Origin of the sequence: Collimonas silvisoli (assembly GCF_018305005.1) — a bacterium.
GTDB lineage: Bacteria > Pseudomonadota > Gammaproteobacteria > Burkholderiales > Burkholderiaceae_D > Collimonas > Collimonas silvisoli.
Window position 1 is genome coordinate 24395 of sequence record NZ_JAGQEG010000013.1, and the last position, 13627, is coordinate 38021.

The 13627-nt window shown below is 56.9% G+C and carries 14 protein-coding genes; 2 read left to right on the forward strand and 12 right to left on the reverse strand.

Annotation, left to right across the window (positions count from 1 at the left end; all coding sequences use genetic code 11):
* Positions 1-10 precede the first annotated feature (10 nt).
* From purH to tyrS, 8 genes are all read right to left on the reverse strand, one after another.
* A complete protein-coding gene (gene purH / locus KHU33_RS05030; RefSeq protein ID WP_211461414.1) occupies positions 11-1576 on the reverse strand; it encodes a bifunctional phosphoribosylaminoimidazolecarboxamide formyltransferase/IMP cyclohydrolase in 1566 nt (521 codons plus the stop codon).
* A 199-nt stretch (positions 1577-1775) separates the two neighbouring features.
* Positions 1776-2009, reverse strand: coding sequence for a Fis family transcriptional regulator (locus KHU33_RS05035; protein ID WP_211461415.1), 234 nt, complete (start codon positions 2007-2009; stop codon positions 1776-1778).
* A gap of 119 nt (positions 2010-2128) precedes the next feature.
* Positions 2129-3145 carry a tRNA dihydrouridine synthase DusB gene (dusB, locus tag KHU33_RS05040; RefSeq protein ID WP_211461416.1) on the reverse strand — a complete coding sequence of 339 codons (1017 nt, stop codon included), beginning with the start codon at positions 3143-3145 and terminating at the stop codon, positions 2129-2131.
* A 192-nt stretch (positions 3146-3337) separates the two neighbouring features.
* Positions 3338-4453 (reverse strand): GGDEF domain-containing protein, encoded by a 1116-nt coding sequence (locus tag KHU33_RS05045; protein WP_211461417.1) that lies wholly within the window; start codon positions 4451-4453, stop codon positions 3338-3340.
* A gap of 190 nt (positions 4454-4643) precedes the next feature.
* Positions 4644-5303, reverse strand: coding sequence for a histidine phosphatase family protein (locus KHU33_RS05050; RefSeq protein ID WP_211461418.1), 660 nt, complete (start codon positions 5301-5303; stop codon positions 4644-4646).
* A gap of 22 nt (positions 5304-5325) precedes the next feature.
* On the reverse strand, positions 5326-5961 hold the full coding sequence (locus KHU33_RS05055) for a YbhB/YbcL family Raf kinase inhibitor-like protein (protein ID WP_211461419.1): 636 nt from the start codon (positions 5959-5961) through the stop codon (positions 5326-5328).
* A 44-nt stretch (positions 5962-6005) separates the two neighbouring features.
* Positions 6006-6464, reverse strand: coding sequence for a D-aminoacyl-tRNA deacylase (gene dtd / locus KHU33_RS05060; RefSeq protein ID WP_211461420.1), 459 nt, complete (start codon positions 6462-6464; stop codon positions 6006-6008).
* Positions 6461-7747 carry a tyrosine--tRNA ligase gene (gene tyrS / locus KHU33_RS05065; protein ID WP_211461421.1) on the reverse strand — a complete coding sequence of 429 codons (1287 nt, stop codon included), beginning with the start codon at positions 7745-7747 and terminating at the stop codon, positions 6461-6463. The genes dtd and tyrS overlap by 4 nt, the downstream gene beginning before the upstream one ends.
* 212 nt (positions 7748-7959) lie before the next feature.
* Here tyrS and KHU33_RS05070 point away from each other — a divergent pair, with 212 nt between their 5' ends.
* Together KHU33_RS05070 and KHU33_RS05075 are read left to right on the forward strand one after the other, a co-directional pair.
* Positions 7960-9375, forward strand: coding sequence for a M23 family metallopeptidase (locus tag KHU33_RS05070; RefSeq protein ID WP_211461422.1), 1416 nt, complete (start codon positions 7960-7962; stop codon positions 9373-9375).
* Between the two features lie 95 nt (positions 9376-9470).
* Positions 9471-10628 carry an anhydro-N-acetylmuramic acid kinase gene (locus tag KHU33_RS05075; protein WP_211461423.1) on the forward strand — a complete coding sequence of 386 codons (1158 nt, stop codon included), beginning with the start codon at positions 9471-9473 and terminating at the stop codon, positions 10626-10628.
* A gap of 140 nt (positions 10629-10768) precedes the next feature.
* Here KHU33_RS05075 and erpA read toward each other — a convergent pair whose 3' ends face one another.
* The 4 genes from erpA to argC all read right to left on the reverse strand — a co-directional run bounded on the left by erpA (position 10769) and on the right by argC (position 13451).
* A complete protein-coding gene (gene erpA / locus KHU33_RS05080) occupies positions 10769-11131 on the reverse strand; it encodes an iron-sulfur cluster insertion protein ErpA (protein WP_211461424.1) in 363 nt (120 codons plus the stop codon).
* Positions 11132-11214: 83 nt separating this feature from the next.
* The gene (locus KHU33_RS05085; protein WP_211461425.1) at positions 11215-11610 is read right to left on the reverse strand and encodes a bactofilin family protein; all 396 of its coding nucleotides are present in this window, start codon (positions 11608-11610) and stop codon (positions 11215-11217) included.
* 13 nt (positions 11611-11623) lie between these two features.
* Positions 11624-12358: a DUF6776 family protein gene (locus tag KHU33_RS05090; RefSeq protein WP_211461426.1), complete on the reverse strand. Its 735-nt coding sequence runs from the start codon at positions 12356-12358 to the stop codon at positions 11624-11626.
* 55 nt (positions 12359-12413) lie between these two features.
* Positions 12414-13451, reverse strand: a complete 1038-nt coding sequence (gene argC / locus KHU33_RS05095) for an N-acetyl-gamma-glutamyl-phosphate reductase (protein WP_211461427.1) — start codon at positions 13449-13451, stop codon at positions 12414-12416.
* Positions 13452-13627 lie beyond the last annotated feature (176 nt).

A 13627-nucleotide genomic window follows, 5' to 3' on the forward strand; every position in this document is an offset into this window, starting at 1 on the left:
TCGCAACTACTTAGTGACGGAAGTGGCGCGTGCCGGTGAGCAGCATGACCACGCCATGCTCGTCGGCAGCATCGATCACTTCCTGATCGCGCATCGAACCGCCCGGTTGCACCACGCAAGTGGCGCCGGCGTCGACCACCACGTCCAGGCCGTCGCGGAACGGGAAAAACGCATCCGAAGCCACCGCCGAACCAACCAGCGACAAACCGGCGTTTTGCGCCTTGATCGAGGCGATCCGGGCGGAGTCGACCCGGCTCATCTGGCCGGCGCCTACGCCCAAGGTCATGCCATTGCCGCAAAACACGATAGCGTTCGACTTGACGAACTTGGCAACGCGCCAGGCAAACATCAGATCCTGCAATTGCTGTTGGGTCGGCTGCTTCTTGCTGACCACTTTCAGTTCGCTCAGGACAACATTGCGCGCATCCGGCGATTGCACCAGCAAACCGCCGCCGACGCGCTTGAAGTCGTACTGATTGATGGCATGCGCCAACGGAATTTCCAGCAAGCGCACATTCTGCTTGGCAGCAAAGACCTGCTTGGCCTGCTCGGTGAAAGACGGCGCGATGATCACTTCGACGAATTGCTTGGCAACCGCTTCGGCGGCATTGCCGTCGAGCTCCTGGTTGAAGGCAATGATGCCGCCAAAGGCCGAAGTCGGATCGGTTTGCAGCGCTTTGCTATACGCTTCCAGCGGATTGCCGCCGATGGCAACGCCGCAAGGATTGGCGTGCTTGATGATGACGCAAGCGGTTTCGCTGAAGGTCTTGACGCATTCCCACGCGGCATCGGCGTCGGCAATATTGTTGTACGACAGTTCTTTGCCTTGCAACTGCTTGTAATTCGCCAGCGCGCCTTCGACATGGCGGGTGTCGCGGTAAAACGCCGCCGATTGATGCGGATTTTCACCGTAACGCATTTCCTGCACTTTTTCGAAATGCAGGTTCAGCGTCGCCGGATATGCGCTACGGCTAGCGTGCTGCTTGTCTTCGCCCAGCGAAGTGAAATAATTGGTGATCGCGCCGTCGTATTGGGCGGTATGGGCAAATACCTTCTTGGCCAACGCGAATTTGGTGCCGTAGCCGACCTCGCCCTGATTCGCCTTCAGCTCAGCCAGCACGCCAGCGTAATCGCTAGGATCGCAGAGCACGATCACATCTTTATGATTCTTGGCCGACGAACGCAGCATGGCCGGACCGCCGATGTCGATATTCTCGATCGCATCCTCCAGCGAGCACTGCTCCTTGGCAATAGTCTGCTGAAACGGGTAGAGATTGACCACCACCATGTCGATCATCGGAATCTGGTGCTGCGCCAGGGCGGCAACGTGCTCAGGGAAATCGCGGCGGGCCAGGATGCCGCCGTGTACTTTCGGATGGAGGGTCTTGACGCGGCCGTCGAGCATTTCCGGGAAACCGGTGTAATCCGCGACTTCCGTCACCTTGATGCCGTTGTCGGCCAGCAATTTTGCGGTGCCGCCCGTCGATAGAATATTCACTCCCAGCGCCGACAACTCTTTTGCGAAATCGAGTATCCCGGTTTTATCGGATACGGAAATGAGGGCTTGTTTAATCATGATGAAAACTCTGGAAGTGAATAACGGGAAGGAAAAGGGATAAATACATCATGCATCATTGCGAGGGAAGTGCCGCATCCCTTGACGAAAGCCATAGCCTGCTGCCGGCTTTCTGACTCTGCTGCCTACCGGCTTGGCGTCACTCGGGCATATCTTAAAACCGCGTCTTGAAACTGCGCCTTGAAACTGCTTCTAAATTTTACAAAAGACCGTGCTGCTGCAATTTCTTGCGCAGGGTGTTGCGGTTAATCCCCAGCATTTCGGCCGCATGCGACTGATTGCCTTCGGCGCGCGCGATCACGGCTTCCAATACCGGTTTTTCAACCGTGGAAATCACCATGTCATAGACGTTCGACGGCCGCTGCTCGCCCAGATCCTTGAAATATTTTTCCAGGCTTTGCCTCACCACGTCTTGGATACTTTCTTTACTCATTCTTTTTTACTATTCTTTTTTTAGGGACTTGCACAATTCCGTCAACGGCGCTATACCGCCACCTTGCTGAAGAAATCTTGCCAAGCCCTGTTTCTTGTTAATCTTCTTGTTAATCTTGTTCAGGCCGCCAGCATCTGCTCCGCCACCCCGTATTGTAACCGCTCCCCAACCGCAAACTGCGATTCGAAGAAGCTATTTACTGCGACCAGCTGCCGGCTGCAATCTTCCAGCAGATTCATGCGTTGCCGAAATGCCTCGCCGCCAGGCAAATCGCGCACATACCAGCCGATATGCTTGCGGGCGGTACGCACCCCCAGGTAATCGCCATAAAAACCATAGTGCGCGCGCAAATGCTCATCCATCAGCTGTTGCACTTCCGTCACCAGCGGCGCCGGCAAATATTCGCCGGTGCGCAAATAGTGATCGATCTCTCGGAAAATCCATGGCCGGCCCTGTGCCGCGCGCCCCACCATGATGGCGTCGGCTTTGGTGAACTCTAATACTTGCCGTGCTTTTTCCGGCGTCGTGATATCGCCGTTGGCGACTACCGGGATGGTGACCGCCGCCTTGACTGCGGCAATGGTCTGATATTCGGCGTCACCGTTATAGCCGTCGGCCCGCGTCCGTCCATGCAAGGTCAGCATGGCGATGCCGCTGGCTTCTGCCAGCCTGGCAATATTCAAGGCGTTTTTATTGAATCGGTCCCAGCCGGTGCGAAATTTCAGCGTGACCGGCACATCGACCGCACTCACTACCGCTTCCAGAATCTTCGCCACCAGTTGCTCATCTTGCAACAGAGCGGAACCACACCAGCTGTTGCACACTTTCTTGACCGGACACCCCATGTTGATATCGATGATTTGCGCACCGTGATCGACATTGTATTTTGCACATTCCGCCAGCATCAGCGGATCGGCGCCGGCGATCTGCACCGCCCGCGGCTCCATCTCGCCATCGTGATTGATGCGGCGCGAAGTCTTCTCGGTCTGCCACAGACGCGGATTCGAAGCGGCCATTTCCGATACCGCATAGCCGGCGCCCAGCTCTTTGCAAAGCTGCCGGAACGGTCTGTCAGTAACACCTGCCATGGGTGCCACAAAAACATTGTTGCGAAGGAAATAAGGGCCAATATTCACGGCGGCGTCACTAACTCGGGATGAAATCAGAAGGGGAAAGGCGTCATTTTATCGCGATTGCCGCAGCAAGCGGCGTTTTCATAGTCAAATAGGGCTTACGCAAAATTGTCCCGGCAAGGCATACCGACGCAGACAGTTCAAGCGTACGGCCAGGAGGTATAACGCCGCTGGGGCAGTTTTGCGTAAGCCCTATCAAAGTTCGTCTTCGGCCGCCGTGCTGGAGCTGCGCAGATGCTGGGTCGCGTAATGAATCAGTTCGTCCAGTCCGCGGCCGTCGGCGCCGTAAGTGGCAACCCCTACCGATAAAGCAAGCCGGATCGACCAGTTTTCGATGTTCACCGGGTGATGCTTGAAATGGCCGAGAAATGTCTCGGCCAGGTTATCGGCATCCACCGTATCGGTGGCTGGCAACACATACAGGAATTCGGTGGCGTTCCAGCGCCCGCCGCTATCGGTCTTGCGCAACTGCGCACCGGTATCCTTGGCGAATGCGGCCAGGATATTGTCGGCTACCGCCCAGCCATACAGATCATTGATCTTGTGAAAATCATCCAGCTGGCAATACAGAATCGATAACGGCGACTCATCCGTGGCGGTGACCGCCACCGCCTCTTCGTAGACGTGTACGATGCGGCGTCGTGTCAGCAAGCCGGTCAGCGAATCAAGTTGCGCTTGCCGCGTCAGCAGATGCGATAAATTGGATTGCTTCCAGATCACTTCGCAAACATGGCCGAAAGCCTGGAACGAAGCAAACCCGGTTTCTGAAAAATAATCCTGGCTATCCGCATAAAACACCATCATGCCGTGCATGCGGGCCTTTTCCGAGCGCAACGGTATGGCCAGCGCTGCCTTAACGGAACAGCGCTCCGGATGCGCTTGCCATGGCGCAAACAGCGCATGGAAATCGCTGTCATGGCCAGCCTCCCAATCGGCAATCTGGGCAAACGGTGCGACGTAATCAAAACAATCCTTGGCCAGATGCCAATGGCTCGATTCATTCAGCGCCTTGCCGACAATCGCCGCCGGTTTGATGGCCGCTCCCGAGTCGTCCTGGCAAAATCCCACCCACACCAATCGGATATGCGAACTGGCGGGCAAAATCATTTGGCACAGGCGTTTGACGCTTTCACGGCCGCTATAGGCTTGAGGCAGGGTTTGCAACAGTTGGTGCAGCACGCCAACCAGCGCCAGCTGTTCGTCATTCAGCGCTGGCGCAGCGGGGGCAGCCTGATTCCCCCCGGTCGATTCGACCAGCTGCTCGGAGTCAACGGCACGCTGAGCCCAGGACGGAAAGAGATTAAATTTCATGCTGGCGGCCCCACTGTTGTTTTAGTTCTTATCAGCAAGATTAGCACAGCCCCCCTGCTTTTATCGCAACTGTTTTTGCAGCAGCTTATACAGATTTATAACGATTTTGGGGGGCTTGCCGCCGAACGTCAACATAAGCGCCAAAACGCCGCTTGCTTGCACTCGGCAATGATCGCTTACCGGTCTCGTTTCATTGGTCAATTTCGTCGAGCGACAAGGCGTCCAGGTGCGCCACATCGGCCCAGCCATCCACCCGCAACGGTTGCGGCCATTCGGGATTCCAGCTCAGGCGATTGATGCTGGCGTTAAAAATATCGCAACTGCGCGGCTGCTCCAGGGGCAACTTATGCGCGCTTCGATAAATACCGTCGAGTACACCGCCATGGGTCACCACCGCAATCCGGCGCAAATTGCCGGGCGCCAGCAATGCCGACAAGGTCGTCACCACCCGCTCATAGAATTCACGCATGGTTTCCGCCACATGCTGGCCGGCCGGATAGCGGGCATCGACGTCACGCCCCATCAGCGCTGCATACGCTTCAGGAAAACGCTCGGCCGCTTCCGGGTAGCGCAAACCTTCCAGCGCGCCGTAGCAGCGTTCACGCAGTCCGGCCGCGAGCTGCAAACGAATACCGCGTGCGGCAGCCAACGGCGCAGCGGTTTGTTGCGCACGCTGCAGGTCGCTGCAAAAAATGGCGTCCAGTGCAACGCCATCCAGGCCGCGGGCCAGCGCTTGAGCCTGGCGCAAACCCACCGGATTGAGCGGGATGTCCAGATGGCCTTGCAGACGGCGCTGCAGATTCCAGTCGGTTTCGCCGTGGCGTATCAATAAGATTTCAGTTGTTGACATGTGTTTTCTGCAAGGCCGGCGCTTACAAGGCTGGATTCAAGGTGTAAAGACTGACAATCGATGTCTCGGCCAGAATATGCCCACGCATGGCCGCCAGCACTTGCGGCCCGGTAAATTTGCCGTCGACCGGCAAGCGCGCGATATCGAGTGCGTACAAGGTGAAAAAATAGCGGTGCACGACCTCGTCGTTCCATGGCGGGCAGGGACCGTCGTAGCCGAAATAATCGCCGGCCATCGCTGCATCGTCGGCAAACCAGCCGGTGTAGTCGTTCAAGCCATGACGGGCGCCAGCGATAGGGCCGTCATGAATTTCCGGACCTGGCTTACCGCGTGAGGTAATCCCGTCGCTAAAGGTCCCGGCTTCAATCGACGTGGCGTGCGGCGGCAGGTCGACCAGCACCCAATGAAAAAAATCGACGCGCGGCAGATCGGCCGGCACGGTCTTGCCCTCCTGATTGACGTCGTCGCCGCGCGACGGCACATCGGGATCGTGGCACACCAGCACCAGCGATTTCGTGCCGTCCGGCGGCTCGCCCCAGCCCAGATGCGGGTTGTGGTTAGCAGACAAGGTGATGCGGGTCTCGGGATGCACCACGGCGAAAGCGAATTCGCCTGGGATATATGCACCGTCGTTAAAAGAATGGCTCCAGAGTTGCACGATTAGCTCCTGTCGGTAAAGTAGTCAGGCTACGGTAAAACCATTTATGCTTTGGCGAGCGGCGGTTTCACCTGTAACCAGAAAGTCACCGGACCGTCATTGGTCAGGGACACTTTCATGTCGGCGCCAAAACGGCCGGTCGCTACCTGCGCATGCCGGCTTGCGGCTTGCCCGGCGAAATAGTCGAACAAGCGGCGGCCCTCTTCCGGCGCCGCGGCCGGTGTGAACGACGGCCGGGTCCCTGATTGCGTATCCGCCGCCAGGGTAAACTGCGGCACCAGCAGCAGGCCGCCGCCGACGTCGCTCAAGCTGAGGTTCATCTTCCCAGCATCGTCGGCGAACACGCGATATGCAAGCAACTTGCTCAACAACGCATCCGCTTCTTTTTCGCGGTCTCCGCGTTCGGCGCACAACAATACCATCAAGCCGCCATCGATGGCGCCGACGGTGACGCCATCCACCACCACACTGGCCTGGCTGACTCGCTGCAACAGGCCGATCATGCGCTCAGCGTCACCCGGGCAAACTTGCGCTTGCCGACCTGTATTACAAAGGTGGCTGCATCGATCTTCAAGCCTTTGTCGCTCACCACGGCGCCGTCAATCCGCACCCCGCCCTGCTCCACCATGCGCAACGCTTCCGAGGTGGATGGGCAGAGATTAGCCTGCTTGAGCAACTGGCCAATGCCCAGCGGTGCGCCGCTCAAGCTCAGTTCAGGAATATCGTCCGGGATGCCGCCCTTGGCGCGATTGTTAAAATCGCTCAAGGCGTCTTCCGCCGCTTGCCGGCTGTGGAAGCGCGCCACGATTTCCTGCGCCAGTGCGACCTTGATGTCGCGCGGATTCTGGCCGCCATCGACTTGCTCCTTGTAAGCGGCGATCTGCGCCAGCGACTTGAACGACAACAACTCGTAATAACGCCACATCATGACGTCGGAAATGCTCATCACTTTGGCAAACATGGTGTTGGCCGGTTCCGTGATGCCGATGTAGTTGCCCTTGGATTTCGACATCTTCTCAACGCCGTCCAGCCCCTCCAGCAAAGGCATGGTCAGGATGCATTGCTGCTCCTGGCCGTAATCCTTCTGCAATTCGCGGCCGACCAGCAGATTGAATTTCTGATCGGTGCCGCCCAGTTCCAGATCGGATTGCAGCGCTACCGAATCGTAGCCCTGCATCAGCGGGTACAACAGTTCGTGCACCGAAATCGGGGTGCCGGCCTTGAAGCGCTTGGTGAAATCTTCGCGCTCCAGAATCCGCGCCACCGTATATTTGGCCGACAACTGGATCATGCCGCGCGCGCCGAGCTTATCGGACCACTCCGAGTTGTAGCGGATTTCGGTACGGGCCGGGTCCAGCACCAGGCTGGCCTGGGCGAAATAGGTCTTGGCGTTTTCTTCGATTTGTTCGCGGGTCAGCGGCGGCCGCGTCACATTGCGTCCGGACGGATCGCCGATCATCGAGGTAAAGTCGCCGATCAAAAAAATAACGTTGTGTCCCAGATCCTGCAGTTGCCGCATCTTGTTCAGCACTACCGTATGGCCGAGATGCAAATCGGGCGCGGTCGGGTCCAGGCCCAACTTGATGCGCAAAGGTTTACCGCTTTGTTCGGAACGCTGCAGCTTGCGCGCAAATTCGCTCTCGATCAGCAGTTCGTCGACACCGCGCTTAGTGATCTCCAGCGCCTCTTGGGCCCGGTCCGACAGAATCAAAGGAGTGTTTTCGGCAGCAGAAGCAGAAGTAGTAACGGCGGCCTTCGGTGATGCGTTTTGAGAATCGTGAGCCATAAAAATCCAGCGAAAATAAAATCTAAAAGAGGTGCGCTTCCGCGCATATCACTGCGAAAACAAAGGGTTACAGAAATCGTCTGTTACATTAATCGGATTTATCCCGTTAGCGTCTAAGGTATAATCCGTGATCCCTTTTAATCCCGCCGCAAGTCGTTCAATCAAACAACAGCACAAGAATCGGTAGCAAACGGCAAATTTTAACGTATTGCATGTCTCTCAAAGATAAAATCATCAACTTGCGCTCCAGTATCAAGCCGTTTTTCGCGCAGATACCCGCGCGGGTCTATGCCTCGTTTGCCGATTCCACGCCTAAAACCCGTATTGTCTCCGCTTCCGCCGTATTGCTGACCCTGATTGCATTTGGCGCAGCCGGGGTTGCTCCGATGCCAATGGGTTCTGACGAAATCTCGGTAAAAGCGGTGGCTAAGCAACTCGAATTGCCCAGCCTCGGCGAGCAAATCGCAAAACTTGAAGCTCAGCAACAGCTGTATATTGCCGAAGACAAGATGCGCGCCGGCGATACCCTGGCGACCTTGCTGACGCGGCTTGGCGTGGACGACGACGAGGCCAGCAATTTCATTAAATCGGACAGCAGCGCACGCGCCGTGCTACGCCTCAAGACCGGCACCGTGGTACAAGCGCAAACCAGCAATGACGGCGTACTGCAGATGTTGCGCGCGACGATTGTCGACGGCCGTGACAACACCCCCAGAAATCTGCTGATTCGCCGCGACGGCGATAAATTTACTGTTGCCGAAGAAACCGCCACGATCGAACGACGCATCGAAATGCATACCGGCGTGATTCGCTCCTCGCTATTCGCCGCCACCGATGCCGCAGATATACCGGATAGCGTGGCGTCGCAAATCGTCGCCATGTTCGGCACCAACATCAATTTTGCCTCCGACCTGAAGCGCGGCGATCACTTTAATATCGCCTATGAAACATTTTGGCAAAACGGCCAGTTCATCCGCGCCGGACGTATCCTGGCCGGCGAGTTCATGAATGGCGGCAAACCATTCCAGGCCGTCTGGTTTGACGACCCGGGCAGCAACGGCCAGGGCGGCTACTACGGTTTCGACGGCAAATCGCTGAAAAAAGCATTTTTGAAATCGCCCCTGACCTTTACCCGCATTTCTTCCGGCTTCTCGATGCGGGTGCATCCTATCTTGGGCAAATGGAAAAAACACACCGGAGTCGACTTTGCCGCCACCACGGGTACGCCTATCCATGCCACCGCTGACGGCGTGATCGACTTTGCCGGCGTTGAAAGCGGCTACGGCAACGTGGTCATCATCAAGCACGATAGTAAATATTCAACTGTATATGCACACATGAGCCGCTTTGCGCCGACCTCGCGCAAGGGCGGCAAGGTGAGCCAGGGCGACGTCATCGGCTATGTCGGCATGACCGGCTGGGCTACCGGCCCGCATCTGCATTATGAGTTCCGGGTTGCCAACGAACCGCGCGACCCGATGTCGGTAGTGGTGCCTACCGCAACCCCGCTGGCCGGCGCCGAATTGCAGCGCTTCAACGCAGTTGCTGCCGATATCACGCACCGCTTTGCCTTGTTGAGCGGTAGTGAAGCAATTGCCGCACCGGCTGCCAAACTAGCTTCAAAATAAATTTGCAGCATGCCTCGGCCCTGCTGAATCTGGAATAAACATAGAACCGTTGTCAGGTCGCTAGTAAAATCAGCTGATCTCACAACGGTTTTATTATGCCCACTCCAACTATCCACAGCGGTTTGTTCATCGGCTTGATGTCCGGCACCAGCCTGGACGGCGTCGATGGCGTCATCGCTGCATTTCCCAGCGCTCCGGCGCAGCATCCGGTAGCGACTCTGGCATCGGCATACGTGCCCTTTTCAAGCGCGCTGCGAGCCGAACTGATGGCGCTGCAAACCGCCGGCCAGAATGAAATCGAACGCGAAGCGCTGGTCGCCAATACCTTGGGTTCACACTATGCTGCTTGCGTTGAACGCTTGCTCGCGGACGCCGGCTTGCGGCCGGACCAGATCCGCGCCATCGGCGTTCACGGTCAAACCATCCGCCATCGTCCCGAGCTCGGCTTTACGCGCCAAACCAACAACCCGGCACTGCTGGCCGAGCTGACCGGGATCGATGTGATCGCCGATTTTCGCAGCCGCGACATTGCCGCCGGCGGCCAGGGCGCGCCGCTGGTGCCGGCGTTTCATCAGGCGGTATTTGCCGCCCCTATCCAAACCCGGGTGGTGGTGAATATCGGCGGCATCGCCAACATCAGCGTGTTGCATGGCCGCGCAACGCCAGCGCAAAGCCGCGACGTTATCGGTTTCGATACCGGGCCTGGCAATGTCCTGATGGATCTGTGGATCAAGCGTCATCATGGCAAGAATTACGATGAGAACGGCTTGTGGGCGGCCAGCGGCCAACCTGCGCCAGCCTTACTCGACGCCATGCGCCGGGAAGAATACTTTGCCGCCGCGCCGCCCAAAAGCACCGGACGCGACCTGTTTCACGAGGCCTGGCTGGCAAAGCATCTGAGCGGCTTGCCAGCACTCAACCCTACCGACGTGCAGGCAACGCTGGCCGTATTGACTGCCACCACCATTGCGGACGCGATCGCACTGCATGCGCCGACGGCGCAAACCGTGTACGTCTGCGGCGGCGGCGCCTATAACCCGTATCTGATGCAGCAACTGGCGCAAGCGCTGCAGCAACGCCATCTGGCGGCAGCGGTGCAATCCACCGAGGCGCTCGGCATTGCTCCCAACCATGTCGAGGCGGTGGCTTTCGCCTGGCTGGCGCTGCGTTTCGACCAGCGTTTGCCGGGTAACTTGCCGCTGGTAACGGGCGCGCGCGACGCACGGATTCTGGGAGCGCTGTATCCTGCTTAGCCCGCTTAGCTAAACGCTGGCGGAATCGGAGTCAGCGAACCTGCCCCTTCCTTGACCCGTCCCGAAATAAAAAAGGACGCCCGGGGATTTCTCCCCGGCGTCCTTTTTTTAAAGAGCCGTCTATCAGTTATTAAGCTTAATCAGGCCGAGAAAGAAGAACCACAGCCGCAAGTAGTCGTCGCATTCGGATTCTTGATCACGAATTGCGCGCCTTCCAAATCATCCTTGTAGTCGATTTCAGCGCCGACCAGATATTGATAGCTCATCGAGTCGATCAATAGCTGCACACCATTCTTGCTCATGGTGGTGTCATCTTCATTGATGATTTCATCAAAGGTAAATCCGTACTGGAAACCGGAGCAACCGCCGCCCTGCACGAAAACGCGCAATTTGAGGTCTGGATTGCCTTCTTCTTCGATCAGCTGCGCAACCTTGGCGGCGGCGCTATCGGTAAATACGATCGGAGATGCGACTGCATCTTGGATTTCAGCGACAGCATTCATTTTTTGGCTCCTGCGGGGTACATACAATACTGCATTATAGGCGCTCGCCTGAATTCATGCAGGCAAAGCCTAAAACCGTGGTTTCAGGCAGATTGCGACATGGCAAGCTTCAGCACCGGCTCAGCCGCGTTCTGTTCATGGGTCAGCTTGCCGCTTACCAAAGCGCCGCTATGCATTTCCAGCGCCTTGTAATTTACATCACCGGTTATGCGGGCTTTCGGCTGCAATTCAAGCAGCTCGGCAGAATAAACATTGCCGCGGATTTCGCCGTTGACCACCAAATGGGCAACCCGCACGTCGCCTTCCACCTTGGCGCTCTCGGAAATCACCAGGACGCTGGTTTGACCAGCCTCAGCCAGCACATTGCCTTTCACATTACCGTCGATGCGGAGACCGCCCTTGAAATGGACATCGCCCTCGATACTGGTCGACGAACCAATCAAGCTATCGATAGTGCTCTTTGCTTTGCGATTGAACATGATGTTTCCTTTTTTACAAATTAGAGGTTTGCTGCGCACGCATCTGGCCTTTTTCCATGACCTTGGCTTGAATCGCCTTGACCACGGCGCCTTCCGGCAAAGTCAGTTCAGCCTCGACCCGCTGGTAATACTTGAAATCCAACTGGGAAGCGGCCTTCTCTGCGGCCGTGGCGTTGGCATTGGGGAAAGTCAGCACAACGCTTTTTCCAGCGACAGTGGCACTCACCAGCAGTTGCACGCTCCCAACAAAATTGCCGCTCTTGCCGCCTTGCATGATCAGCATCCGATAGCGCAATTGCGTCGGCGTCAGCAGTTCGGCGCTCAGACGCTGAATCGTAATACCTTGCTTGCCTGTCGCATTCGGCAGCAAGCCTTCAAAAAAAGCCAGATCCTCTTTCAGCTTGGCATTTTCGGCTCCCAGGGCCTTGATCTGCTGACCCAGCTGCTCCTGCGCCGCCTTCTCGATATTGAGCCGGCTTTCGGCGGCATTGACGGTGCTCGAAAATCGATCGCGCTCGGCCGTCAAAGTGCTCACTTTCTCATTCAGATCTGCCAACTGCTGTTTGCTCACTGCAGGACTACGACCGGTGAAATCACGCCCCAGATCATATATCCACATCGCGACGGCGCCGCCAAATCCCAGAACCAGCACCAGCAAAAGCGCTTTCAACGGCCATGGGAAATGGCTTTTCACCGTCATTTTCGGCGCCGAGATCGACATGCGCCGGACCCACAACTTATACTTCATCGCGGCCGGCTCCGTCGCTCAATAACATCTGCATACGACACAGCGGCCAACCGCATCATGGCATTACCGGCACGTGCAGCAAACCGGTGGTCTCTTCCAGGCCGAACATCAGGTTCATACATTGCACTGCCTGACCAGCCGATCCTTTGACCAGATTGTCTTGCACCACCAGCACCACCAACGTATCGCCGTTGTCAGGACGGTGCAAAGCGATCCGCAACATATTCGAACCGCGGGTGGAGCGGGTTTCCGGATGCGAGCCAAACGGCATGACGTCGACAAACGGCTCATTCTTGTAAGCATCTTCAAACAGCGCCTGCAGCGCCGCGTTGTCGATATCTTTGGTCAGACGCGCGTAAATGGTCGAATGCATGCCGCGAATCATCGGCACCAGATGTGGCGTAAACAGCAAGCCGACTTTTTTGTCGGTCAATTTGCTGAGCTGCTCTACCGTTTCAGGCGAATGCCGGTGGCCGGACACGCCGTAGGCCTTGAAATTGTCGCTGGCTTCCGAAAACAGCATGCCGATTTCCGTCTTGCGGCCGCCGCCTGATACGCCTGATTTGCAATCGGCGATGAGGTGCGAAGCATCTACTACGTCGGCCTTCAGCAAGGGTGCCAGCCCGAGTTGCATGGTGGTTGGATAACAACCTGGATTGCCGATGATGCGCGCTTTCTTGATGGCAGCGCGATTCAGCTCGGGTAAGCCATACACGGCTTCCTTCAACAGTTCAGGGCAGCTGTGCTGCATCTTGTACCACTTCTCGAATGCTGTCGTGTCCTGCAGGCGAAAGTCGGCGGCCAGATCGATCAGCTTGACGCCGGCTTCCAGCAGCTCCGGGGCTTGCGCCATGGCGACGCCGTGCGGGGTGGCAAAGAACACTACGTCGCACTCGGTCAGGCGCGCTTTCTCAGGCACCGAAAATGCCAGCTCTACACGGCCGCGCAAAGACGGATACATGTCGGCAATCGGCATGCCGTCTTCCTTGCGCGAAGTCACCGCCTGCAATTGCGCATGCGGATGGGTTGCCAGCAAACGCAGCAACTCGACTCCGGTATAACCCGTACCACCCACAATCCCGACTTTGATCATCTTTTTTTCCTTGCATGGAGCCGCACATGTTTTCAATCCGGTTTTTCGAACCTGAGATGAAAATTGTACGATGTTGGTACCCGATATTTTTGGGTAAATTGCCGCCAAGAGCGGGCTATTTTATCAGCCAATGAATCGTTAAGGCTGCTTAACATTCAAATCGGAAACGGCTTGCA